This window comes from Nocardia suismassiliense, from assembly GCF_900269665.1.
GTDB classification, from domain to species: domain Bacteria; phylum Actinomycetota; class Actinomycetes; order Mycobacteriales; family Mycobacteriaceae; genus Nocardia; species Nocardia suismassiliense.
The window spans coordinates 7,832,203-7,855,113 of record NZ_LT985361.1 but is presented as its reverse complement, the minus strand read 5'-3'; the positions used below and the strand labels follow the sequence as shown (position 1 = coordinate 7,855,113).

23 protein-coding genes are annotated in these 22,911 nt (G+C 66.6%); 6 read left to right on the top strand and 17 right to left on the bottom strand.

The features are described 5' to 3' along the window. Window positions 1-4 precede the first annotated feature (4 nt). Window positions 5-259, top strand: a complete 255-nt coding sequence (locus tag DBO33_RS35085; protein WP_107658877.1) for a hypothetical protein — start codon at window positions 5-7, stop codon at window positions 257-259. A 70-nt stretch (window positions 260-329) separates the two neighbouring features. Here DBO33_RS35085 and DBO33_RS35080 read toward each other — a convergent pair whose 3' ends face one another. Both DBO33_RS35080 and DBO33_RS35075 read right to left on the bottom strand, forming a co-directional pair. Beyond that, on the bottom strand, window positions 330-809 hold the full coding sequence (locus tag DBO33_RS35080) for a DUF4383 domain-containing protein (RefSeq protein ID WP_107658876.1): 480 nt from the start codon (window positions 807-809) through the stop codon (window positions 330-332). A 17-nt stretch (window positions 810-826) separates the two neighbouring features. Continuing rightward, complete coding sequence (locus DBO33_RS35075; protein WP_107658875.1) at window positions 827-1,288, bottom strand: SRPBCC family protein; 462 nt, start codon at window positions 1,286-1,288, stop codon at window positions 827-829. Between the two features lie 288 nt (window positions 1,289-1,576). Here DBO33_RS35075 and DBO33_RS35070 point away from each other — a divergent pair, with 288 nt between their 5' ends. After that, window positions 1,577-2,068 (top strand): FBP domain-containing protein, encoded by a 492-nt coding sequence (locus tag DBO33_RS35070; protein ID WP_107658874.1) that lies wholly within the window; start codon window positions 1,577-1,579, stop codon window positions 2,066-2,068. Between the two features lie 251 nt (window positions 2,069-2,319). Here DBO33_RS35070 and DBO33_RS35065 read toward each other — a convergent pair whose 3' ends face one another. The 8 genes from DBO33_RS35065 to DBO33_RS35030 all read right to left on the bottom strand — a co-directional run bounded on the left by DBO33_RS35065 (window position 2,320) and on the right by DBO33_RS35030 (window position 13,199). Beyond that, window positions 2,320-3,786 (bottom strand): PepSY-associated TM helix domain-containing protein, encoded by a 1,467-nt coding sequence (locus DBO33_RS35065; RefSeq protein WP_407670569.1) that lies wholly within the window; start codon window positions 3,784-3,786, stop codon window positions 2,320-2,322. A gap of 257 nt (window positions 3,787-4,043) precedes the next feature. Then, complete coding sequence (locus tag DBO33_RS35060) at window positions 4,044-4,604, bottom strand: hypothetical protein (protein ID WP_107660857.1); 561 nt, start codon at window positions 4,602-4,604, stop codon at window positions 4,044-4,046. A gap of 195 nt (window positions 4,605-4,799) precedes the next feature. Further along, window positions 4,800-6,458 carry an acyl-CoA synthetase gene (locus DBO33_RS35055; RefSeq protein WP_107658872.1) on the bottom strand — a complete coding sequence of 553 codons (1,659 nt, stop codon included), beginning with the start codon at window positions 6,456-6,458 and terminating at the stop codon, window positions 4,800-4,802. A gap of 172 nt (window positions 6,459-6,630) precedes the next feature. Beyond that, window positions 6,631-8,256 carry an acyl-CoA synthetase gene (locus DBO33_RS35050; RefSeq protein ID WP_107658871.1) on the bottom strand — a complete coding sequence of 542 codons (1,626 nt, stop codon included), beginning with the start codon at window positions 8,254-8,256 and terminating at the stop codon, window positions 6,631-6,633. 328 nt (window positions 8,257-8,584) lie between these two features. Further along, window positions 8,585-9,076: an ArsR/SmtB family transcription factor gene (locus DBO33_RS35045; protein WP_107658870.1), complete on the bottom strand. Its 492-nt coding sequence runs from the start codon at window positions 9,074-9,076 to the stop codon at window positions 8,585-8,587. 111 nt (window positions 9,077-9,187) lie between these two features. Then, window positions 9,188-9,820, bottom strand: a complete 633-nt coding sequence (locus DBO33_RS35040; protein ID WP_107658869.1) for a hypothetical protein — start codon at window positions 9,818-9,820, stop codon at window positions 9,188-9,190. Window positions 9,821-10,541: 721 nt separating this feature from the next. After that, window positions 10,542-11,771: an acyl-CoA dehydrogenase family protein gene (locus DBO33_RS35035; protein ID WP_107658868.1), complete on the bottom strand. Its 1,230-nt coding sequence runs from the start codon at window positions 11,769-11,771 to the stop codon at window positions 10,542-10,544. A gap of 33 nt (window positions 11,772-11,804) precedes the next feature. Beyond that, complete coding sequence (locus tag DBO33_RS35030; protein ID WP_407670568.1) at window positions 11,805-13,199, bottom strand: acyl-CoA dehydrogenase family protein; 1,395 nt, start codon at window positions 13,197-13,199, stop codon at window positions 11,805-11,807. A 130-nt stretch (window positions 13,200-13,329) separates the two neighbouring features. Here DBO33_RS35030 and DBO33_RS35025 point away from each other — a divergent pair, with 130 nt between their 5' ends. Beyond that, entirely contained in the window at window positions 13,330-14,820 is a 1,491-nt protein-coding gene (locus DBO33_RS35025) for an ArnT family glycosyltransferase (RefSeq protein ID WP_107658866.1), read from the top strand. Window positions 14,821-14,883: 63 nt separating this feature from the next. Here the strand turns inward: DBO33_RS35025 and DBO33_RS35020 are convergent, their stop codons facing one another. Further along, the gene (locus tag DBO33_RS35020; protein WP_107658865.1) at window positions 14,884-15,645 is read right to left on the bottom strand and encodes an alpha/beta fold hydrolase; all 762 of its coding nucleotides are present in this window, start codon (window positions 15,643-15,645) and stop codon (window positions 14,884-14,886) included. Window positions 15,646-15,703: 58 nt separating this feature from the next. On the opposite strand from DBO33_RS35020, the gene DBO33_RS35015 reads away from it, so the two are divergent. Continuing rightward, the gene (locus tag DBO33_RS35015; protein ID WP_107658864.1) at window positions 15,704-16,072 is read left to right on the top strand and encodes a MerR family transcriptional regulator; all 369 of its coding nucleotides are present in this window, start codon (window positions 15,704-15,706) and stop codon (window positions 16,070-16,072) included. Window positions 16,073-16,216: 144 nt separating this feature from the next. Here the strand turns inward: DBO33_RS35015 and ftsX are convergent, their stop codons facing one another. The 6 genes from ftsX to DBO33_RS34985 form a co-directional block, all read right to left on the bottom strand. Next, entirely contained in the window at window positions 16,217-17,122 is a 906-nt protein-coding gene (gene ftsX / locus DBO33_RS35010; protein WP_107658863.1) for a permease-like cell division protein FtsX, read from the bottom strand. Then, window positions 17,122-17,811 carry a cell division ATP-binding protein FtsE gene (gene ftsE / locus DBO33_RS35005; protein ID WP_107658862.1) on the bottom strand — a complete coding sequence of 230 codons (690 nt, stop codon included), beginning with the start codon at window positions 17,809-17,811 and terminating at the stop codon, window positions 17,122-17,124. The genes ftsX and ftsE overlap by 1 nt, the downstream gene beginning before the upstream one ends. 73 nt (window positions 17,812-17,884) lie before the next feature. Next, window positions 17,885-18,064, bottom strand: coding sequence for a hypothetical protein (locus DBO33_RS35000; RefSeq protein WP_159080682.1), 180 nt, complete (start codon window positions 18,062-18,064; stop codon window positions 17,885-17,887). Between the two features lie 25 nt (window positions 18,065-18,089). Continuing rightward, window positions 18,090-18,935, bottom strand: a complete 846-nt coding sequence (locus DBO33_RS34995; protein ID WP_107660856.1) for a mechanosensitive ion channel family protein — start codon at window positions 18,933-18,935, stop codon at window positions 18,090-18,092. Window positions 18,936-19,050: 115 nt separating this feature from the next. Beyond that, window positions 19,051-20,166, bottom strand: a complete 1,116-nt coding sequence (gene prfB / locus DBO33_RS34990) for a peptide chain release factor 2 (RefSeq protein ID WP_107660855.1) — start codon at window positions 20,164-20,166, stop codon at window positions 19,051-19,053. 297 nt (window positions 20,167-20,463) lie between these two features. Then, window positions 20,464-21,312: a helix-turn-helix transcriptional regulator gene (locus tag DBO33_RS34985; RefSeq protein ID WP_107658860.1), complete on the bottom strand. Its 849-nt coding sequence runs from the start codon at window positions 21,310-21,312 to the stop codon at window positions 20,464-20,466. A 138-nt stretch (window positions 21,313-21,450) separates the two neighbouring features. Between DBO33_RS34985 and DBO33_RS34980 the strand changes: the two genes are divergently transcribed. Beyond that, window positions 21,451-22,041, top strand: coding sequence for an NADPH-dependent FMN reductase (locus DBO33_RS34980; protein WP_107658859.1), 591 nt, complete (start codon window positions 21,451-21,453; stop codon window positions 22,039-22,041). A gap of 46 nt (window positions 22,042-22,087) precedes the next feature. Continuing rightward, window positions 22,088-22,873, top strand: coding sequence for a histidinol-phosphatase (hisN, locus tag DBO33_RS34975; RefSeq protein ID WP_107658858.1), 786 nt, complete (start codon window positions 22,088-22,090; stop codon window positions 22,871-22,873). Window positions 22,874-22,911 lie beyond the last annotated feature (38 nt).

The window sequence follows — 22,911 nt, the reverse complement described above, 5'->3', positions numbered from 1 at the left end:
CGCCATGCTTTTCGACATCCGCACCATCGTCGGCGCCCTACTCGGCAGCTACGGCATCATTCTGATCATCACCGGCCTGGTCAGCCATACCGCCGCCGACGAAGCCAAAACCGGTGGCATCAATGTGAATCTCTGGGCGGGGATCGGCATGGGCGTGGTGTCCCTGCTCTTCATCGCCTGGGTCGTCCTGCGCCCGATCGCGGTGCCGGAGAAGGCGCCCGCCGCCGAGTTACCGGACGAACCGTCGGAAATGCCCTGACACCTGCGAAACCCCGCCCGGACTACCCGGGCGGGGCTCGCGCAGAGCGTATTCAGTTGTGTCGCAAGGGTTATCGGAAGGCCTGGCTGCCCTGACCCGCGTGACCCGGCGCGCCGAGCCGTGGCAGCAGGGCGCCGAGGACGACCATGCCGAGGCCGAGGCCGAAGTGCAGCCAATTGTCGGCATCGTTGACCGGGACGAAGTTGGCGGCGCTGCCCTTATCGATGATCAGGCCGTACAACCACAGCACCAGATAGATGGCGCCGCCGCCGAGCAGGAACCAGCGGGCGCCCTGGAAGGTGCGTGCGGCGAGCAGGCCGGCTACGCCGAACAGCAGGTGCACGATGTTGTGCAGCACCGAAACTTCGAATACGCCTAGCAGTTCGGCGTCGGAGTGGTGCCCGGCGAAGGTCATCGTGTCGTAGTCGGTGGTGACGCCCGGGATGAAGCCGAGCACACCGACTATCAAGAAGACGGCGCCTACGGCGAGGGCGGCGATTCTGGTCGGCGTCCATTCGGTGGTTGCCGCGTTCGGCTGGAATGTTGCCATGACTGGCTGCCTTTCGGTCAGGCGTCCGGACGCGGGATATCGCCGCGCCAGGCGCCGGTCTCGTGACCTTGTTTTTCGATGAACTCCTTGAAGCGCTGCATATCTCCGTTGACGCGGTGCTTCAGCACGCCGAGCTTGTCGGCGGCGTGTTCCACGAAGCCCTCCGGATCGACCTCCATCTGGGCAGTGACCCGGGTGGTGGTATCGCTCAGGCGATGGAACGTGATGACACCCGCATGCTCGGGGCCGCTGTCGGATTTCCAGGCGACCCGTTCATCGGGATGCTGTTCGGTAATGGTGGCGTCGAATTCACGCGTGGCCGGACCGACATGGATCCGCCAGTGCGTGTGCTTGTCATCGAGTTGGCGCACCTCTTCGACGCCCTCCATGAATTGGGGGAACGTCTCGAATTGCGTCCACTGGTTGTACGCGGTGCGTACCGGGACTTCGACGTCCACTGTGGCGGCCAACGTACTCACATAAACCCCTTTCGTCGCCCGACCCCGCAGCCTCGCCGGGGCGGGCACTCACTCGGTCGCTCGTGACGTGGCGACTCAGGACATCCCGCGCATACCCGGCGCGATGGGGGACAAACAGACCGACACGGCCATCTGGCCCGCTCAACAGCGACCGACCGGTCCGGTGATTCTCTGCACAGGCAGCTGACCAGCCGGTATCGGCGAGTGAAATGCGTTTGATCGGCGACCGTCGCGCCCCGTAACGTCACTGCGGTTTGTTACCGATCAGAAGGAATGGAGTGAAACGCCATGAAACCCGTGACTGAGCGCGACATCAGGTCGTCGTTCATCAACTGTTCCAAAACCGAGGCCAAACGGCTGCCGATGCCCAGAGAACTCGACGAACGCCCCTGGGACGACCTCGATTTCCTCGGCTGGAGCGACCCGTCGCTGCCGGGCCGGTGCTATCTGGTCATCCCGCAGGACGACGACGAACTGGTCGGCGTCGCGCTGCGCTACGAGACCGGCGGGTCGGGTCGGGCCCAGATGTGCTCGATCTGCCTGACCACGCACACCGGCAGCGCCGTTTCCTTGCTGACGGCGGCCAAAGCGGGTCCGTCCGGACGCAAGGGCAACACGATCGGCACCTATATGTGCACCGATCTGGCCTGCTCGCTGTACGCGCGCGGCAAGAAGACCCCGGCGCTGGGCAACCGGTATCGGGAGAACCTGAACCCCGAGCAGAAGGTCGAGCGGATGCTGGCCAATATGCGGGCGTTCGTCGCCAGGCTCTACAGCTAGTCACCACTAGTTGATCAATCGAAACAATGAAACGGAGGTAGATGCCATGCGCCGACACTTGACACTCCGCTCGCCGAACCCGCACCCCGAGTTCCGCGACAGCGCAAGCACACTCGGGGTGCACGGGGTTCCTCTCCGGTCGAGACGGCCTGGCTGTTAGACCAGCCGGACCGTCTCATCCGGGGAGGAACCCAGTGCGGGGGTTACGCGGCGTGCACCTTTGCGGTCAACCGCCGCGCACCCTTTTCGGGTTACGCGGCGCGCCTTCTTGCCGTGACTCCCACCAGCACGTCGACCACGAGGAAGGCGAGCAAGCTCAGCCCGACCAGTGGGGCGAACCAGCCGACCACCAGCGCCAGCGCCACTACCGGTACCGCAATCCACGGTGAGCTCCGGCGCAAGGCACCCCGTCGCGGTGCCCGGCCCAGCGCGGGTCGCCCAGTCCTACGAGTCGGACGCCTGCGCCACCACATGAAATAGCCGCGCACCAGCACGGTGATCAACCCGATCATGACGGCGAGCAGCAGTAGCTGGTTGAGCAGCCCGAACAGCAAGCCCATGTGGAACTGGATGCCCCAGTTGGTGAGCTTGGCCATCAGCGGCCAGTCGGCGTACGCGAGCCGATCGGTGACCGCACCGGTGGCGCCGTCGACCGCCACCGCGTCGACCGTGTACGTGCCGGGCATCCGCCGTTCCTTCACCGCGAACGCTTGACCCGGCTGCGCGGGAATGGTGATCTCGACGGCCTGATTCACACCGTTGGCGCGTGCGGTCGCCTCGACCCGGTCGACCTCGGCGATCCGGTCGCTCGGGTTGCTCGGCATCGGTGACATCTGGTGGCCATCGTGATGATCGCCGCCCGAATCATGGCTGGGCGCAACGCTTCCCGGCAATGCCATGGTGACCGCGGGGGTGGTCCAGCTCAGCTGTTGACGCAGTTCGGTGATGTTGGCGCCCGCGTAGGTCGACCAGGTCATGCCGGTCGCGGACAGCAGCAGGATGATCGGCAGCACCCACATGCCTACGGAGCCATGCCAATTCACCGTCCGGCCGCGGCCGTTCTGCGAACGATCCGGCGCGAACAGCCAGCCCGCGGAGTTCCGGTTCCGCCGTGTGCGCACCCGGCGGATCCACACGATCAGGCCGGCCAGTGCGATCACCCACAACCAGGACGCGGCCAGCTCGCTGTAGAGGCGGCCCGGCTCGCCCAGGTGCAGATCCCGGTGCAACCGGTCGATCCAGGTGCGCAAGGGCAGTGCGCCGGAGCTGCCGTAGACGACGGAGTTACCGACCGGCTGGGCCGTGTACGGGTTGACGAACACCGCGCGGCGCTCGGATTCGCCGAGCGAGGGGTCGTCGAACAAGACCCGGGTGGTGTCCTCGGCGCCCGGCGCGGGTGCGACCGCGGCCAGGGCGAGCTGCGGCTGGGTCGCGACGGCGGCGCTGATCTGCTCGGACAGCGGTTTCGGTGTGCCGCTCGCCTCGACCGCCAGCAGGTCGCGCGACACGATCGACTCGAGGGTCGGAGAGATCGCGTAGAGGGCGCCGGTGACGGCGGCGATGAGAATGAACGGGGCGACGAATATGCCCGCGTAGAAATGCAGTCGCATGGCCAATGCGTACAGCCCGTTTCGCGTTGCCGGTTTGCGCGCGGGCGTGGATTCGGGAGGCGGCGGTGGTAATTCGGCGTCGGGTCTAATGGTTTCTGTTGTGCTCACGGTCTTTTCGTTTCTGCAGCTCGGGAAACCCGGTGTGCGGGCGTAGTTCCCGATGTTCGGTCGGGACTCCTGCGATGGTCGAAGACGGCATGCGTCGGCGGCGCGAGCAATGTTTATCGCGCGCTGGACCGATATCCGTTGCGCGGCAGTGCTTCGCGATGACGGCACGGTGGAAAGACCGGTGCCGCAGCGGTGTCGACAGGACGACACGAGACGGCGACGAGCGATGTCTTCGTGTGAAAAGTGCTGAGTCGAGGTCAGCTGACCATGAGTGGCGGACCGCGGGTCCGCAGCGACGCGGCGGCGAGCACGCGCAGGATGACGCGGTCGCGGTGTGTGGTGCGCAGCGGCGCGGGGTCCGCGAGCACGGGTGCGGAGCGCGGCGACCGCAGCACGTGGAAAAGCACGGCGGTGCCGGTTCGATAGGCGGTTTCCGCGCCGCGGATCACCAGTGCGGCGGCAATGGCCGCGAGCACGTGCGCGGTGAGCATCGCCGGCGTCAGCTGGGCATCGCCGTGGTGCAAATGGCCGGAATTGAACCCCATGGTGAAGTGGCCGAGCAGCTGCCCGGCCACGAGCGCGGTGATCAGGCCGACGGCGGTGTCACGCAGCGGCGCGAGCGCGGCCACCAGCGCGCCGATCACCGCGGCGGCCGCGGCCAGCAGGACGAGCGTCGTGCTGGCCGGCGACATGCCCCCGGACGCCCAGCCATGGGCCGCAACGGAAATGGTCGCCGAGATCGCTCCGGCCGAACCACCGCGTACCCACGCGACGGCGCCGCGGTGCCCCGCGGTCGACCGGCCGAACTCGATACTCACGCGCTGATAGTAGCCGACCAATTGCGCGCATCTTCCCCACCGACAAACGCCCGATAAACAGCGCGAAACCGAAAATGCCGATCACGTGCGGTCACTGCTGCACCCGCACTGTCGTCCCCACACGAATCCGATTGTGAATTCGTGTGGGGAGCTCAATTAACGGTGTGCGGGCCGGGAGTGCGGGACTCCGGGGGTTCAGCTCGCTTCGATGTCCATCTCGACCAGCGGCTTGCGCAGCAGCTTGCCGGTGGCATTGCGGGGCAGCTCGTCGAGGAAGATCACTTCGCGCGGCACCTTGTAGCGGGCCAGGTTCGCCTTGACGAAGTCCTTGATCTCCTGCGGATCGCGCTTGGAGTCCGGGCCGGGCACGACGAACGCCCGCAAACGCTTGCCGAATTCGCGATCGTCCACCCCGACCACGGCGGCCTCGAAGATGTCCTCGCGCCCGGCGATCAGGTTCTCCACCTCGAGCGGGAAGACGTTCTCGCCGCCGGAGACGATCATGTCGTCGTCGCGGCCGTCGATGAACAGCAGTCCGTCGGCGTCGAAGTGCCCGACGTCGCCGCTGGACATCATGCCGTCCACCACCTCTTTGGTGCGGCCGTCGGTGTATCCGGTGAACGCGAAACCGTTGTCGACGAAAATGGTGCCGGTGACATTCGGCTCGGTGATCGGCTTGCGGTTCTCGTCGAGCAGCACGATCCGGATCCCGACCGGTGCCTTGCCCGCGGTGGTCGGCGCCTTGCGCAGGTCCTCGGGGGTGGCGACCGTCATGACCGCGCATTCGGTGGAGCCGTAGAGGTTGTAGAGGGTGTCGCCGAAGTAATCCAGGGTGCGGGTGACGACGTCGGGTGCGATGGCCGAGCCCGCCGCGAAGATCACCTTGATGGTGCTCGGGTCGTACTTGGCCAGCACTTCGTCGTCGAGGTCGAGGATGCGCTGCAGCATGGTCGGCACGACCACCAGCGAATCGGCCCGGTACTTCACGATGTTCGCCAGCGTCTGCTCCGGGTCGAACCGCCGCTGCTGGAAGACGACCCGGTTACCGAGGGCGACGCCGATGGTGAACTGGGAGAGCCCGGTGCCGTGGAAGATCGGCGCGGCCATGATCATGGTGCCGTTGTGCGGCAGCGGCACCCGGTCGACGAACTGGGCCGAGGCGAACGGGCTCACCTTGTCGCGCGGCGCGCCCTTGGGGGTGCCGGTGGTGCCGCTGGTCAGGATGACCATGCCGCCCGGCTTCGCGGGCGCGGGCAGCGGGTCGGTGGACCGGCCCGCCGACAGCGACTCGATGGTCGCGGCCGACGGGTCGACATTGTCCTTCGCGTCGACCCAGGTGAGCACCCGCGGGATCTCGGCGGGAATGGCGCTCATCAGGTCGACGAACTCGCTGTCGTGCAGCACCGCCTTCACCTGCTCGCGCGCGGCCACGTCGGCGAACTGCGGTTTGGCGAAGCCGGTGTTCATCAGCACCGTGCGCACGCCGAGCTTGCCGGTCGCGAGCAGGCTCAGCACCATGCCGCGATGGTCGCGGGCCAGCACCGCGACCACGTCACCCGGCTCGAGGCCCTGTGCGGCGAGGCCGCGAGCCAGCGCGTTCGACTGCTCGTTCAGCTGGCCGAAGGTCAGCTCGCCTGCCTCGTCGACGATGGCGCCCGCCTCGGGCCTGGTCTGGGCGGCGTGCATGGCGACGCCCGCGAACGGGCCGAACTTGACCACGTTGAACGCCGAGCGTGCGGCGTGATCGAGCCGGAGCGGATTGAACAACCGCCGTTTGACCATGACGTTCACGCCCAAGGCGAGAACGCCGGCCTTGCGGGCGGTACCACTCAACGCGGGGAAGGAGACAACCATTCGACAACAACCTTCCGGCGGCCCCACCCAGGGCTGAGCCGGTGGGTGGTGCGGACCGCAGCTTCGGGATCCAGTGCTGTCGCTAACAATAGCAAGCATCTGTAACCCGGTGTGTCACGTATCTCAACAGCACCTACCGCCGGGTAACCAAACGGTGTCGCCCCGCGCCGGGTCAGGCGTTGACCTCGTACTCGACCAGCACCCGGCGCAGCAGTTTGCCGGTCGGGTTGCGCGGCAGATCGTCGAGGAAAATGACCTCGCGCGGCACCTTGTAGCGGGCCAGGTTGTTCTTGACGTAGGCCTTGATCTCCTCGCCGTCGGGCGTCTGGCCCGGCTCGGGAACGACGAAAGCCCTTAGGCGCTTACCGAATTCGGCGTCGTCCACGCCGACCACCGCGGCGTCGAAGATGTCCGGCCGCTCCAGCAACAGGTTCTCCACCTCCTGCGGGAAGACGTTCTCGCCACCGGAGACGATCATGTCGTCGTCGCGGCCGTCCACCATGAGCAGGCCGTGCTCGTCGATGTGGCCGACATCACCGCTGGACATGAACCCGTCGATGATCTGCTTGTTGCGGCCGTCGGTGTAGCCCTCGAACGGCGTGCCGCTGCGGATGAAGATGCGCGCGGTCGTATTGATCGCGGTGACCTGCTTGTCGTTGTCGTCGTAGAGCCGCACTTCGCAGGTGATCGGCGGGCGTCCCACGGTGCCGGGGGACAGCGCGAGCTCCTCCGGATTGGCCACCGTGGCGACCGAGCATTCGGTGGAGCCGTACACGTTGTACAGGACCGGCCCGAACACCTTGGTGGCCTTCATGGTCAGCTCGGGCGAGAGCGCCGAGCCTGCGAGCACGATGGCCTTCAGTGACGAGGTGTCGTACTTGGCGCGGATCGCCGGGTCCAGTTCAGTCATCCGGTGCAGCATGGTCGGCACCGCGACCAGCAACTGCGCCTTGTGATCGGCGATCAGCTGCAGGGTGGCCTCCGCGTCGAACCGCCTGCGCACCACCACCTTGTTGCCCATGGCCATGCCGACGAGCCCGGTGCCGAAGCCGGTGCTGTGGAAGATCGGCGACACGATCACCTGGGCGCCCTGGAAGGGGAACGGGATTCGGTCGAGGAACTGCGCGGTCGCCAGCGGGGAGACCTTGCTGCGCGTCGCACCCTTCGGCAGGCCGGTGGTGCCGCTGGTGAGGATGATGAAGCCGCCGGGCTTGGCAGGCTTGGGCAGTTCGTCGGTGGAATTGGCGGCCGCCAGATCGTCGAGCGTCTGGGCGCCCTCGGGCAGTTCGGTGCCCTCGTCGACCCAGGTCAGGAAGCGGGGCAGGTCGGCGGGCAGCGCGTCGAGCAGGTCGAGGAACTCGCTGTCGTGCAGCATTGCCTTGACGTTCTCGCGCTGGCACACCTCGGCGAACTGCGGCTTGGCGAAGCCGGTGTTCATCAGGGCCACCCGCACGCCGAGCTTGCCCGCGGCGACCATCGACAGGATGAGGCCGCGGTGGTCGCGGGCCAGCACGCCGATGACGGTGCCCTCGGTGATCCCGGCGGCCTGCAGCCCGCGCGCGATCGCGGTCGACTGCTTGTCGAGCTCGCCGTAGGTCAGCTCGCCGCGCTCGTCGGCCAGGCCGGGGGAGTCGGGCGTGATGCGCGCGGCATGCCGGATCAAGGTGGCCTGGGGGCCGAAGATCTTGGATTCCTTGATCGTCCTGATGGTCTCCAACGGCTTGCGCGGGTCGGAAACCCCGCGGGACCGGAGCACCCCAAGCGCTTTAACAGTCTCCAGCGCGTGCGCCAACTTCATGGTCGAACACCTCCACCAGCAAACTCGCGTCGGTACTCGACCTAGCGATATAGAAACGGCGTATCAGGTGACTACCGTAGCAGCGGGGTGTCGGGGATCACATCACCACGGCGTCTCGAGTCCGGCCGCGAGCTATTTGACAGCGGCGCGCGGAGCGCGTTCGATACCGGTAGGGGGTAGTCGAAGGAAGAATGGAGCTGCGTCGATGATGAATCTCGAGCTTGTTCGATCGGCTGTCGCACCGGATTGCACGTGTGGTCCGGCTTGTCAGTGCGGGTGTCAGTCCGGTGGTCCGTGCGTCTGCGGCGATCGCTGCTGAGCCCGGCGGTCAGCGTCGCGCGCTGGCCAATGCGATGAGTAGTGGCACCACTCGGGCCGCGGGCACTTCGAAACGCCCGCGGCCCGCGGTGTGCAACCAGCCGACGGCGGCCAGCTGGCGTAGATGGTGATAGACCTGCCCGGAGGTGCCGACGCCCTCCAGCCCGACGAGTTCGGCTGCGGTCCTTCGACCACCCATGATCTCGCGCAACAGCCGTAGGCGCACCGGGTTGCCCAGCGCGGCAAGGCATTCCGCGGTCTCGGCCCAGTCGTCCTCGATGAGGTCGCCCGTGGTGAAGGTCGCCTGCCAGCCGTAGTGCTCACCGGTAGGTAGCCGGGCCGAACCGGCGAACAGCACACCGCCGTTCGGCTCGTCGCCCGCGACGAATTCGTCGTGCAGGCGGGTCACCGCCCAGAGGTCGCCCGCCTCTTGCCCGCCCTGGTCGGCCATCATGTCGTCGAGCCGCCGTTCGAGTTCCGCAACCCGCTCTTCCAGACTCACGTCACCGAAGCTACGGAATTACGTAATTCCGGACAAGAGGTGGATCGCGGGTGCTCCGAGAATGTTTCGGCCCCCACAGTGCGCACCGTGGGGGCCGAAACGTCGGGTCGATCAGTTGTAGACGGCGCCGAACGACGGCACCGAGATGGTGCCGCGCTGGTACTGGAACCCGTCCGGGTTCGCGTCGCTCACCGGAACCGACCAGCGGTGCCACAGGCTGCCGTACACCGCGGCCACGATCATGCCGCCGCCGGTGTCGAGCTGGCGCGTCCTGATCGTGGTGTCCACGGGAATGTCCTGGTGCTCGTTGAGCACCTCGGTGCCGCTGCGCCCGTTGGACAGGTTGATCCACAGCACTTCCAGCTTGGCACCCGCCTGGTTCGGCGCGATCGTGCCCGGTCCGCCGAAGAATCCGAACCGGAACCCGTCGATCCCGAGCGCGATGCCCGAACCGTAGACACCGGGCCCGTCACCACGGCCGATATCCGACTGCGCCGGAATCTGGAACGGCTGCGCAGGCAGCGCCACCTCTCCGGCCTTGTTCAGCTGCCCCGACGCCACCAGGCGATCCACCGCCTGCTCGGCCGCCGGGTTACCCGCCGCGGCCACCCGCAGCTGCTGCGCGGCACTTGCCCAGTCTACGGTCGCCGGCTCCGCGCCGGCACTACCTGCAAAAACACTCGCTACCACCGCGGTCGCGGCAAAAACGGTAGCAAGGCGACGCGTCACGCTCAGTCGTTCCATATCCAGTTGCTCCTCGAGGGTCTCTGGTACAGCTCGAAAGAAATTCGTCCGCTGAATTGTCGATCAAGAAACGCAGCACGTTACGTTGCCAGCGTTCCCCGATCGGGTCCACTATCCGCCCCACCGTGTCGACCCCCGGCCAGGGGGGTTCCAGACGCATACGTGTCTCGAAGTTCCCGACCGCAACCACCGTCTTTTGCGGTCATCACCCAGGCCAAAAGTGAAACGAACACGTTCGCACATGGTTTCGAGCGCAGCCGAAAGTTGTTGGTAGACGCGGGTATTGTGGTGCGCACTTCCTTCCGAGGGGCGATGGACATGGTCCAGACATCGCGCCCAGGGAGGAGGTGGTGGGGATGGCGAAACATCGCCAGAAGAAGAGCAAGGCCCCGGTCGATTACGGCATCAGCTTGACCGTTGCTGTCGCAATCGCCGGGGCACTCATCTTGGTCCGCCGAGTTTGGCTGGCTAGGTAACCCACCAGGTAGGGCCGTCGTTCGCGCGGCGGTCCTACCGCTCAGCATCACTCGCGTGACGACCTCATGCTACCAACCCACCCCGCTCGCGTGCCAGCAACCAGCCAGCTCGACGCGTCAGCAGGGGCTTCGGCGCATGGCGGCCTACTGACGGCCCCGGCCTGGAACGATGCAGCTGCTGATGCAATAGAAAACCGGTGCGCGTCCGCCGAACGGATGCGCACCGGTTTCCCTTGTGCGACTTACTACTTCAGCTCGGCACTGGTCTTGCCGAGGATCCGGCGGGCCACGATGAGTTGCTGGATCTGTTGGGTCCCTTCGAAGATGTCGAGGATCTTCGAGTCGCGGCCCCACTTCTCCAGCAGGGTGCGCTGCGAGTAGCCGATGGCGCCGGCGAGTTCGACGGCCTTGAGGGAGACGTCGGTGCCGGTGCGGCCGGCCTTGGCCTTGGACATGGAGGCCTCGAGCGAGTTCGGCTTCTTGTTGTCGGCCATCCACGCGGCGCGCAGCGACAGCAGGTAGGCGGACTCGTAATCGGCTTCCATGCGCAGGAATTCGGCGGCCGCGGCGTGCTGGTTGTTCGGCGGGGTGTCGTAGGAGATCTCGACACCGGCGTCGGTCAGGATGGCACGCAGCTCCTCGAGGGCGGCGCGGGCGACACCGACCGCCATCGCGGCAACCAGCGGACGGGTGTTGTCGAAGGTCTGCATGACCCCGGCAAAACCCTTCTCCACGTTGACTTCCGGGCTGCCGAGGATGTTGTCCTTCGGAATCCGGCAGTCCTGCAACAGCAATACGGCGGTGTCGGAGGCCTTGATGCCGAGCTTGTGCTCGAGCCGGGCCACCGAAAGCCCCGGAGCGTCGCGCGGTACGACGAACGACTTGATCGCCGCGCGACCCAGGCTCTTGTCGACCGTCGCCCACACCACGATGTGGGTGGACCGCTGACCCGCGGTCACGAAGATCTTCTCGCCGTTGAGCACCCACTCGTCGCCGTCGAGCACGGCGGTGGTGCTGACGGCCGCGGAGTCGGAACCGAACGACGGCTCGGTGATCGCCATCGAGGCCCACACCTTGCCGAACCGCTTCAGCTGCTCGTCGGTGGCGACGGCGGCGATGGCCGCGTTGCCCAGTCCCTGGTAGGGGATCGAGAGCATCAGGCCGACGTCACCCCAGGAGGTTTCCAGGGCGTTCAACAGCGCGGACATGTTGCCGCCGTTGGAGTTTCCGAGCAGCTCGGTGGCGTGGTTGTCCGACTCGCTGTCGTCCTCGCGGCCACCGGCGGCGCCGCCGATCTTCTGGGTGCCGGAGTCGGCGAGGCCTTCCACCATGGCGGCCATGGTGTCCAGCTCGACCGGGTACTCGTGCTCGGCGAGGTCGTACTTGCGCGAGATCGGCCGGAAGATCTCGGTCGCGACCTGGTGGGCCTGGTTCGCGCTGGCCCGCAGCTTCTTGGGGAGTTCGAGGTTGATCATGGGAAGTCTCCTGGAAGGTAAGGAACGAGCCGGTTAGATGAGCACGACACCTTCGGCGACGCCGATGCCCCGCAGGTCGCGGTACCAGCGCTCGACCGGGTGTTCCTTGGTGAAGCCGTGGCCGCCGAGCAGCTGCACGCCGTCCAAGCCGATCTGCATTCCCTTGTCCGTGGCCAGCTTTCGGGCCAGCGACGCCTCGCGGGCGAAGGACAGGCCCTGTTCCGCGCGCGACGCACCACGCAGGGTCACCAGCCGCAGGCCGTCGAGCTCGATCGCGATGTTGGCGACCATGAAGGCGACCGCCTGACGGTGCGAGATCGGCTCGCCGAACGCCACCCGCTCGTTCACATACGGAATTACGTAGTCCAGCACGGCCTGGCCGGTGCCGACCGCGAGCGAAGCCCAGCCGAGGCGAGCCAGCCGCACGGCGTCGGCGTAGTCCTCGGCCCGCTGCTTGGCGTCGCCGTCACCGAGGATGGCGTCGGTGCCGACCGCGACGTTGTCCAGCAGCAGCCTGCCGAGACCGGCGGCCCGCAGACCCATGCTCGGATCGGCCTCGACCACCAGGCCGGGGGTGTCCGACGGCACGATGAAAAGCGAAGGGCGACCGTCGAGTTCGGCGGCGATCACGAACAGCTCGGCATCCGCGGCGGCGGGCACCAGGCTCTTCACACCGGAGATCCGGTAACCGCTCGGCGAGCGAACGGCCTTGGTCTGCAACGCGAACGGGTCGAACAGGGCGCGCGGCTCACTGATCACCACGGAGGCCTGCGGCACGTTCTCGCCGGTGAAGGCGGGCAGGTAGGTCTTCTGCTGCGCGTCGGTGCCCCACTGGGACAGCGCGACCGCGACACCGCTCGGCGCCAGGATCGGCAGGGCCAGACCCATGTCGCCGTGCGAAAGCGCCTCGGCTACCAGGGAATTGGTGACCGCACCGCGCTCCGAGGCAGCGCCCTCGAGCTCCTCGGGCACATTGATCAGGGTGATGCCCAGCTCGGCGGCGCGCTCGAGCAGGTCGCGCGCAGCCTTCGCGGCGGCATCGGCGTCGTAGGCGGCCGGGCGCAGGATCTCGGCGGCGAATTCCCGCACCGTCTCGACGATCATCTGCTGCTCGTCGCTGGGGGTCAGGTCGAAGAAGTCCTTGTTCTTGGACTCGTTCGGGGCGAGCCGCTTCGGCTGACCGTTGCCGGTGACCTTGGCGAAGGCGCGGGTAGCGGCGCCGAGCGTGCGGAAGCCGGTCTTGGTGCCCTCGTAGGTGACTCGCTCGATCGGCTTGCGCAGGTTGTACTTCTCGGCGAGCTCCGACCCGGTAATGGTCGTCATCACCCGCATGGCCGCGCCCATCCAGTCCCGCTTGGGGTGGCTGAGGCCGACTGCGGACGTGTCTGGACTTCGCTTCGTTGCGCTGTCTCGAGTACTCATCATCACCTGTTTTCTCGGGTGGGTGGGGGTGAGGTCTTGTCCCGGCTATCTTACTCCTGAGTAAGACTATCTTACTCCGGAGTAAGAACCGCGTCGAGGTGCAGCATACGCCGCTTATCTGTGCCAGGCTGAACGGGTGCCCATAGTCGCGGCGCTGTTTGCCGTTGTTCTGATCGCATGTGCCCCGCGCTACGGGTATCACCGCGACGAGCTGTACTTCCTAGCGGCTGGTCGCCACCTGTCCTGGGGATACCCGGATCAGCCGCCACTCACGCCGCTGGTGGCCAGGGTCATGGCGGCGATCGATCCCGATTCGTTATTGATGCTGCGGCTGCCCGCGGTATTCGCGGCGACCCTGGTGGTGGTGTGCGCCGGGCTGATGGCGCGGGAGCTCAGCGGTGGGCGGGCGGCGCAGGCGTTGGCCGCCGCGGCGGTGGCGAGCGCGGCGTTCGTCATGGGGGTCGGGCACATGCTGAGCACGGCCGTGTTCGACCTGGCCGCGTGGTCGGTGGTGACGCTGGTGGTGTTGCGACTGATACGGGAGATCGGCGCACCCCACGAGAGCGCGAATGGTGAGCAGGCCCGTCGAGTCGCCGGGTGGCTCAGCGGTCCACGATGGTGGCTGGTGATCGGCCTGGTCGTCGGCGTAGGACTGCAGAACAAGCTGCTGCTGATCTTCCCGGTGCTCGCGCTGTTGGTGTCGCTGCTGCTGTTCGGTCCGCGAAAACTGTTCGCCACCAAGTTCTTTCCGATAGCCATCGGGATTGCCGTGCTGATCTGGCTGCCGTATCTGGTGTGGCAGGCAGGCAATGGCTGGCCGCAGTGGGAGATGAGCCGGGCGATCGCGGGTGGGTCCTCCGGCACCTCGGATACGCCGATCATGTTCGTGCTCTTGCAATTCGGGCTGATGGGCCCGTTGTTGGTGCCGCTGTGGGCGTTCGGGTTGTGGCGGTTGGCGCGGGACGCCCGATATCGGGCGTTCGTGGTCGCCTACGGCTTGCTTTTCGTGCTGTTCCTGGCGGTCGGCGGGAAGGCGTACTACCTGGGTGGCATGTATCCGATCCTGCTCGCGGCAGGCGCGGTGCCGGCGGCGGCGTGGCTCGGCCACCGGCGAACACGTTGGGCGGCAGTCGGTTTCGTGGTAGCGGTGAACACGGCCGGCTCGGCGGTACTGTTCCTGCCGGTGCTGCCCGTCTCGATGTTGAAGGACACACCGGTTCTCGCGGTCAACTACGACGCGGGCGAAACGATCGGCTGGCCGGAATTCACCAGGCAGGTCGGCGAGGCGCGCGCCCGCCTTGGACCCGACGTCGCCATCCTGACCGCCAACTACGGCGAAGCCGGTGCCATCGAACGCTTCGGCGCACCCTACGACCTGCCGAAACCCCACTCCGGTCATAATTCCTACTGGTGGTGGGGCCCGCCGAGCGACGCCGCCACCGAGGTGCTCACCGTTGGCCTCGAGCGCGACTACCTGACGCGCTTCTGCACCGACCTGCAACCCGCAGGCCATATCGACAACGGCCTGGATATCGACAACGACGAACAGGGCGAACCCCTCTTCGTCTGCCGAAACCCGCGCGCCTCCTGGTCGGAACTCTGGCCGCAAGCCAAACACCTCGGCTGACCCTCCCGTCCGAATCCGGACATCCTCGGTGAACACCGCAGCCATGTCCCGTCCGGCGATAAATCAGAGCTGGTGGCGGGCGAGGAAATCCTCCACGATCTTGCGCCACTGCCCGGGCTGCTCAGCCATGAAAACGTGTCCCGCCGCGATCTCGGCGTACTCCGCGCCGGGGATGGTGTCGGCGAGGAATCGCGAATTCGCCGGATCGATCAGCAGATCCTCGGTGGCATTGACGACCAGCGTCGGCACGGCAATCCGCCCCAAATCGCCGGTCGTATCGACGCTTTCGACCAGACTCGCCTGCTGGCTGGTGCCGCCGGGAATGGCTGTCACGCCCGCGCGGACGAACTCGTCGACCTGGACAGCGGGCAGTCCGTTGAGGAACGCCGCGCTGAACGCCTGCGAGAGGGTCAGGCGGGAGAAGGTCGTGTTGTCGCCACGACTGAGCAGGTCCTGCCAGATCTGCACCGCGAGGCGGGCGCGGTTGTCGGCCTTGGCGAACCCCGCGGCGAGGATCAGACCACGCACCCGCTCCGGATGACGCACCGCGGCGCGCACCGCGACCGTACTGCCGAGTGAATACCCCAGCACGGTGAACTGCTCGACTCCGCCGTCGACCGCGGCCGCGACCAGTGCGTCGGCGAGACCGTCGAGGGTGAGCTGGATATCGCTGTCCGGATAGTCGGAGGCGACCACGGTGTGCGTTGCGGCGAGCGCGGGAATCAGTGCGCCGAAGTTGGTGTCGATGGTGCCGCCCGCGCCGTGCGCGAGGACCACGCCGGGTCCGGAACCGGTGACGGTGGTCTGCAAGGGAATTGCTGTCATGGCAGCCAAGTTAGGAATTGACATCAGTGTGAAGGCAAACGGAGGTAAACGAGTTCCCATGTTGATCGGAGAGTTGGCGCGCCGTACCGCCGTGAGTACCCGCTTGCTCAGGTACTACGAGGAGCAGGGCTTGCTCTCGCCGCAGCGGGACTCGCTCGGCTACCGCTCCTATGCCGACGACGCGCCCGAACGGGTGGGTCGGATCAGAGCGATGCTGGCCGCGGGCCTGTCCACCGAGGACATTCGTGGCCTGCTGCCGTGCGAGATGGACCACGGCGCGTGGATCCAGTCCTGTGACAAGTCGGTGCAGATCGTCGAGAGCCGATACAGCGACCTGGACAGCAAGATCGCGGAACTCGAACGGCAGCGCGCGCTGCTGACCGTGCAGCGAGCCTCGATCAGGGATGCGATGCCTGCAGGCCAGTGACCTCCCGGTCTACGCGGACACTTTCGGCACCGCACCGCCGGAAAACCGCTGTGCGGTACGAAAAGTGTCCACGGAGGCCGACCCCCGGAAACAATACGAGCCGGCCCAGCACCCTGGACCGGCTCGCACTGAGTCGTACCTCCGCTACTCGCGCACGTAGTACCGCAACGTCCCGTACGCGGTCAGCGCGGCGAAGACGATGCCGACCGGCGCGATCACCAACGCGACCATCGCGATGTCGTCGCCGGTGATCCGCGGAAAAACCTTGCTGGAGAACAGATCCCCGAGGGCGCGATCGATCACCAGCGGCCGCGCGACCAGTAGCCCGATCACCGCGACCAGCGAACCGGCCAGTGCCGCAACCACCGCCTCCAGCAGGAACGGCAGCTGGGTATACCAGCGCGTCGCACCCACCAACCGCATGATGCCGACCTCGGTGCGCCGGGTGAACGCGGCGATCTGCACCATGTTCGCGATCAGCAGCAACGCGGCCAAGGCTTGCAGCACGGCCAGACCGAACGCCGCGTTGCGTAGCCCGTCGAACAGGCTGACCAGCCGGTCCACGATGTCCTTGTCGTTGCGCACCATGCCGACGCCTGGTCGCTGATAGAACTTCTCGTAGATCGACGGATACAGCTCCGCATTGCGCATCTTCACCCGCAGCGACGCGGGCAGCGGCGTCTCGCTGACGTACTTGGCCAGCTCGGGCTGGTCCTTGAACGTCTTCTCCTTGGCCTCGCGCACAGCGTCGTCGCGGCTGAGGTACTGGACCGACTCGACGTCCTTGGTCGACTTCAGATCCGCCATCAGTGTCTTACACGGATCGCGGGAGCAGTCCGGATCGTTCGCCGAGATGTCCTCGGTGAGATACAGCCGCACCTCCAGCCGATCCAGGAAGTACTGCTCGGTCTTGTCGGCGATGCGCACCGCGAGCAGACCACCGCCGAGCATGGTGAGCGACACCGCGACGGTCAGGATCATCGCGATGGTCATCGTGACGTTGCGCCGCAGGCCGGCGAAGACCTCGCTGAACAGGAAACTCGCGCGCATCAGCGATCCACCCCGTACACACCGGTCGCCTCGTCGCGCACCAAGCGGCCGCGGTCGAGTTCGATCACCCGCCGACGCATGGCGTCGACGATGTGGTTGTCATGGGTGGCCATCAGCACCGTGGTGCCGATCCGGTTGATCCGCTCCAGCAGCATCATGATGTCGCCGCTGGTGTCCGGGTCGAGATTGCCGGTCGGTTCGTCGGCCAGCAGGACCAGCGGCCGGTTAACGAAGGCCCGGGCGATCGCCACCCGCTGCTGTTCGCCACCGGAAAGCTCGGAGGGTAGTCGATCGGCTTTGCCGCCGAGACCCACCATGTCGAGCACCTCGGGCACGGTGCGCTCGATGAACTGGCGGCGCTTGCCGATTACCTCCAGCGCGAACGCGACGTTGTCGTGCACCGACTTCTGCTGCAGCAGCCGGAAGTCCTGGAACACGCATCCCATCCGCTGGCGCAGCTTGGGCACCTTGCGGCCCGGCAGCCGGTCGACCCGGAAGTCGGCGACCTGGATCTGCCCCGCGGTGGGGCTCTCCTCTTTGAGCAGCAGTCGCATGAAGGTCGACTTGCCCGAGCCGGACGGTCCGATGATGAAGACGAACTCGCCCTTGCCCACATCGACGGTGATGTTGTCCAGCGCGGGTCGCGTCGAGGTCTTGTACGACTTGGTGACGTTCCGCATGGTGATCACGGGGAGCCAGTGTAACCAGCAACCCCGTGCGCACCGCGTTGCCGAGCGCCGAGGCCCGGCGAGTCCGCCGAGCTCAGCGTGGCGCTACGGCCGGATTCACCGCTGCCGGAACGGTGTTCAGGCTCGACTGCGGCGTATACGGTTGATCCGGCTTGACCACCAGATACAGCACGAACGTGGCGACCCAGGTGGCTATCAGGATCGCGGTGGATCGCCGTGGCCTCGATTCCTTGAGGAGTGTGGTGGGTCGCACCGATTCCTTCAAGAGCGTGATGGTTCTACGTGGTCTCACTGATTCCCTCCCGGCGCAACGCAGCGGCTACTCGTACCCGCAGTTCGCGTCCGACTTCGAACTGTTTGCCCGGCAAGGTGCGGGCAACCATTCGGATGTTCATTTGATCAACGGTCAAATCCTCGACGCCCATCACCGTGGGCTCGTCGAGTAGCAGTGGCTTGAGACGAGCGTCTTCGTACGCCCTTGTACCGACCTCGTGCAGGATCTCGTTGACCCTGGTGATGTCCGCGCTCGCGGACACCGGAACGTCGATCGCGGCGCGTGCCCAATCCTTCGACAGATTCGTCACTTTCACGATCTGGCCGTTGGGCACGGTGATCACTTCACCGTCGGAGTTGCGCAGTGTGGTGATCCGCAACGTGACGTCTTCGACGGTACCCTCTGCCATCTCCGCGGCTCCAGTCACCGCGATGCGAACTACGTCACCGAAGCCGTATTGGCGTTCGGTGATCAGGAAGAACCCGGCCAGGATGTCCTGCACGATGCGCTGCGCGCCGAAACCGAGCGCGGCACCGAGCACCGCCGCGGGGGCGACCAGCCCGGTGATCGCGAAGCCGAGCCTGCGCAGCACCTCCATGCCGACCAGCACATAGACAATGGTCAGCACCACCCAGGTGACCACCTGCGCCAGCGCGTGCCGGTGCTTGGCCGCCTCGGACCGCACCAGCGCGTCGCCGCCCTGGAAGCCCTCATCGATCTTGCGAGTGATCCGATCTCTGATGAAGGTGGCGAACCGGCTGAACAGGATGGCACCGAGGATCAACAGCACGATCTCGAGCCCGTTGGAACGTAGCCAGTTCGTCGTCTCCGAGGTCGTCGCGAGTGACATGGTCAACACCTCGACTGAACTCCCAACTGGACGCACGCCAGACAGGTTACCGCCGTACGTCCTACCATTCCGCGCAAGCGGACCTGTTCGTCGGCTGTTGCGCTACCAGCAATGATTAATTCGGCTGCTCACGCATGCGCCAGCGGATGCCCGATTCGATGAAGCCGTCGATATCGCCGTCGAGCACCGCCGACGGGTTGTTGACCTCATAGTTGGTCCGCAGATCCTTGACCATCTGGTACGGGTGCAGCACGTAGGAGCGCATCTGGTTGCCCCAGGACGCACCCTCGTTGGTCTTCAGCGCGTCCATCTCGGCGCGCTCCTCCTGGCGCTTGCGCTCCAGCAGCTTGGCCTGCAGCACGCGCATGGCCGAAATCTTGTTCTGCAGCTGCGACTTCTCGTTCTGGCAGGTGACGACGATACCGGTCGGGATGTGCGTCAGGCGCACCGCCGAGTCGGTGGTGTTGACGCTCTGCCCGCCGGGACCGGAGGACCGGTACACGTCGACCCGGATCTCGCCCTCGGGGATCTCGATGTGGTCGGTCGTCTCCACCACCGGCAGCACCTCGACCTCGGCGAAGGAGGTCTGGCGGCGGCCCTGGTTGTCGAACGGGCTGATCCGCACCAGGCGGTGCGTACCCATCTCGACCGAGAGGGTGCCGTAGGCGTAGGGCGTCTTCACCGCGAAGGTGGCGCTCTTGATGCCGGCTTCTTCGGCATAGGAGGTGTCGTAGACCTCGACGGAGTACTTGTGCCGGTCGGCCCAGCGGATGTACATGCGCATCAGCATCTCGGCCCAGTCGGCGGCGTCCACGCCACCGGCGCCCGAGCGAATGTTGACCAGCGCGTCGCGCTTGTCGTACTCGCCCGAGAGCAGGGTGCGGACCTCCATCGCCTCCACGTCACCGTGCAGGGCGGCGCGTTCGGCGTCGGCGTCGGCGAGCGCGGTCTCGCGCGACTCGCCCTCTTCGCCCTCGGCCAGTTCGTACAGCACCGGTAGGTCGTCGAGGCGCTGCCGCAATTCCTCCACCCGCCGCAGCTCACCCTGGGCATGCGAGAGCTCGCTCGTCACCTGCTGCGCGTGATCCTGGTCGTTCCACAAATCGGGATCTGCGGCTTGGTGCTCGAGCTCGTCGATACGTCGGCGCAGCTCCTCGATGTCGAGGACCGATTCGACCGTCTTGAGGGTGGCGTCGAGTTCGGCGAGATCAGCGGAAACGTCAGGATGCACGGTGGTCAAGCCTACTGGTTCGGCGTAGCCGCTATAGCAGTGGTGCGGCTCGAATGGGTTGCGTTCGTGGATCGATGATTTGGGAGCATGCGAACGTGCGGGCGGTGCCGTAGGTCGATGCGTCGCGTGTGTGCTGCTGTGGCGCGGTGCAGGGGTGCTTATCGGCCAGATCGCGCGGCGTGCGCGGGCGACCTGTCGGTTTGATTCCGCGCGGCGTGCTGTCCGACTTGACGCTAGACCGCGTGGCGTCCTGCCCGCACGGCTTGATTTCGCGGGGCGTGCCGAACTACTTACCGGCTAGACCGCGCGGAGGGCACCGGGGCGGATACCCGTCAGCTTGTCCAGCGCGGTGGCGGTGGCTTCGTCGGCGGGAAGGTGGACGATCAGGCGTTGATCGTCGTCGGCGGAGAGGTCGAGGATCTCGAAAGCCAAACGAAGGGGGCCTGCCTCGGGGTGGACGAGCCGGGTGATGCCGGTGGCGGCGGGCAGGCTCGGCACGGTCTCGACCCGGTCGGTGAACTCCGGGCCGACGGTGACGGTGAGTTCGTCGGCGAGCGCCGCGATGTGCGGATCCTTGCGGAACGGACCATGTTTGAGGGTGGCGACCTCGTGGTCGGCCACGTGACTCCAGTCCGGGTAGGCCGTGCGGGCGCGGGGATCGGTGAACGTGAAGCGGGCCAGGTTCGCGGGACCGCTCTCGAACAGGCCGATCGGTGCCATCACGCGGTGGTAGCCGGCCGTGTAGGCGAGCACCTCGGTGAGTCGGTTCACGACAACGGCGGGCGCGGGTTCCAGGCGGTCGAGAATGGCGCGGACCGCAGGACGTACCTCGCGCAGCGGTTGGGCACCGCCCATGCAGCTGAAGCCGAGGTCCGCGGATTTGGTGAGGCGGTGCAGGTGGACTCGCTCGCTCGGGGCGAGGCGCAGCGCGTCGGCGAGCGCGGAAAGCACCTGTGGTGAAGGCCGGCGGTCGCGGCCTTGTTCGAGCCGGGTGATGTATTCGACGCTGACGCCTGCCAGCGTGGCCAGTTCAGCGCGGCGCAGGCCCGGCGTGCGGCGGCGCGCACCGGTGGGCAGGCCGACCTGGGCCGGGGACACCGCCTCGCGCCGGGTGCGCAGGAACAGGCCCAGCTCGTTGTCACTCACCTCTCGAACCTAACAAGCGGCGGCGGCCGGAGGGTGTCCCTGCCACTACCACCCTTACGGCGGCCTTCCTGGTCGGCACGGCGGCCAGCAGATTGGAGGAGCGGCCGAAACCGGTCGCCGATCTGTAGGAGGAACTTCATGTCGGCATTGAAACTCGCAGTGATCATCGGCAGCGTCCGGGAAGGCCGCTTCGGACCTGTGGTGGCCGAATGGTTCACTGAGCACGCCAGGAGCCACGGTGCGTTCGAGGTGGACGTCATCGATCTGGCACAGGCCGACCTGCCGCTGGCGTTGCCCGCCGCGCCACCGGCGATGGAACCGAATCCCGAGCGGCCCGTCGGCATGGTCGATCTCACCGAGCGGCTCGCCGCTGCCGATGCGTTCGTGATCGTCACGCCGGACTACAACCGCAGTATTCCGGCCGCGCTGAAGGCCGTCATCGACTGGCATTTCACCCAGTGGGACGCCAAGGCAATCGGTTTCGTCGGTTACAGCGGCGCGAGCGGCGGGCTGCTCGCCATCGAGCATCTGCGGCAGATCTTCGGTGAACTCAACGCGCATACCGTGCGCAACTACGTCTCGTTCCCGCGCTACTACCTGCTCTTCAATGCGGACGGCCGGTTGCGTGAACCGGCCGAGCCTGCTGAGGCGGCGCTGGCGATGCTCGATCAGTTGCAGTGGTGGGCCGACGCTTTGGTCGCGGCCCGCACGGTTGCCGCGGTGGCGTGAGCCAGCACCACGGACCTCGTTCGCCGGCATCCATTAAGGTGCGGGCGTGGCTGTGGACTCTTCTGACCTGGAACTTGCGCTGCGGTTGGCCGATGCGGCCGACGGCATCACCCGGGCACGATTCGGGGCGCTCGACCTGAAGGTGGATTCGAAGCCGGACCTGACGCCGGTCTCGGATGCCGACCTGGCGGTGGAGCAGGCGATCCGGCAGGTGCTCGCCGAGCAGCGGCCGGACGATTCGGTGCTGGGGGAGGAGTTCGGCGGGGACGCCGAGTTCAGCGGACGGCAGTGGGTGATCGATCCGATCGACGGCACGAAGAACTTCGTTCGCGGGGTGCCGATCTGGGCCACGCCCATCGCGCTGCTGGAAGACGGCGTGCCGAAGGTCGGTGTGGTGAGCGCGCCCGCGCTGTCGCGGCGCTGGTGGGCGGCGGCCGGGTCGGGGGCCTGGACGAGCTTCGATGCCGAAGCGCCGAAACCGATTTCGGTGTCCGCCGTCGGCGAACTCGGGTCGGCCAGCCTGGCCTTCTCCAGTCTGTCCGGCTGGCGGGAGCGTGGTTTGCGGGAGAAGTTCCTGGCGCTCACCGATGAGGTGTGGCGGGTGCGTGGTTATGGCGACTTCTTCACCTACTGCCTGCTGGCGGAGGGTGCGCTCGATATCGCGACCGAGCCCGAAGTTTCGCTGTGGGATCTGGCCGCGCTCGACATTCTCGTTCGTGAGGCGGGCGGGCGGTTCACCTCGCTGGCCGGGGAGCCCGGTCCGCACGGTGGTGACGCTGTCGCGACGAATGGGTTGCTGCACGACGAGACGCTGAGTCGGTTGCGGGCCTGAGTCGTACGCCGTGGTTGGCCGCGTGCCGGTGCACGCGG

What these genes read in the sequence shown, in the direction of transcription:
- DBO33_RS35085 (WP_107658877.1), top strand. Translation starts at nt 5, where the DNA reads ATGCTTTTCGACATCCGCACCATCGTCGGCGCCCTACTCGGCAGCTAC.
- DBO33_RS35080 (WP_107658876.1), bottom strand. Translation starts at nt 809, where the DNA reads ATGGCAACATTCCAGCCGAACGCGGCAACCACCGAATGGACGCCGACC.
- DBO33_RS35070 (WP_107658874.1), top strand. Translation starts at nt 1,577, where the DNA reads ATGAAACCCGTGACTGAGCGCGACATCAGGTCGTCGTTCATCAACTGT.
- DBO33_RS35055 (WP_107658872.1), bottom strand. Translation starts at nt 6,458, where the DNA reads ATGGTTGTCTCCTTCCCCGCGTTGAGTGGTACCGCCCGCAAGGCCGGC.
- DBO33_RS35050 (WP_107658871.1), bottom strand. Translation starts at nt 8,256, where the DNA reads ATGAAGTTGGCGCACGCGCTGGAGACTGTTAAAGCGCTTGGGGTGCTC.
- DBO33_RS35040 (WP_107658869.1), bottom strand. Translation starts at nt 9,820, where the DNA reads ATGGAACGACTGAGCGTGACGCGTCGCCTTGCTACCGTTTTTGCCGCG.
- DBO33_RS35035 (WP_107658868.1), bottom strand. Translation starts at nt 11,771, where the DNA reads ATGATCAACCTCGAACTCCCCAAGAAGCTGCGGGCCAGCGCGAACCAG.
- DBO33_RS35020 (WP_107658865.1), bottom strand. Translation starts at nt 15,645, where the DNA reads ATGACAGCAATTCCCTTGCAGACCACCGTCACCGGTTCCGGACCCGGC.
- DBO33_RS35015 (WP_107658864.1), top strand. Translation starts at nt 15,704, where the DNA reads ATGTTGATCGGAGAGTTGGCGCGCCGTACCGCCGTGAGTACCCGCTTG.
- ftsX (WP_107658863.1), bottom strand. Translation starts at nt 17,122, where the DNA reads ATGCGCGCGAGTTTCCTGTTCAGCGAGGTCTTCGCCGGCCTGCGGCGC.
- DBO33_RS34995 (WP_107660856.1), bottom strand. Translation starts at nt 18,935, where the DNA reads ATGTCACTCGCGACGACCTCGGAGACGACGAACTGGCTACGTTCCAAC.
- DBO33_RS34980 (WP_107658859.1), top strand. Translation starts at nt 21,451, where the DNA reads ATGTCGGCATTGAAACTCGCAGTGATCATCGGCAGCGTCCGGGAAGGC.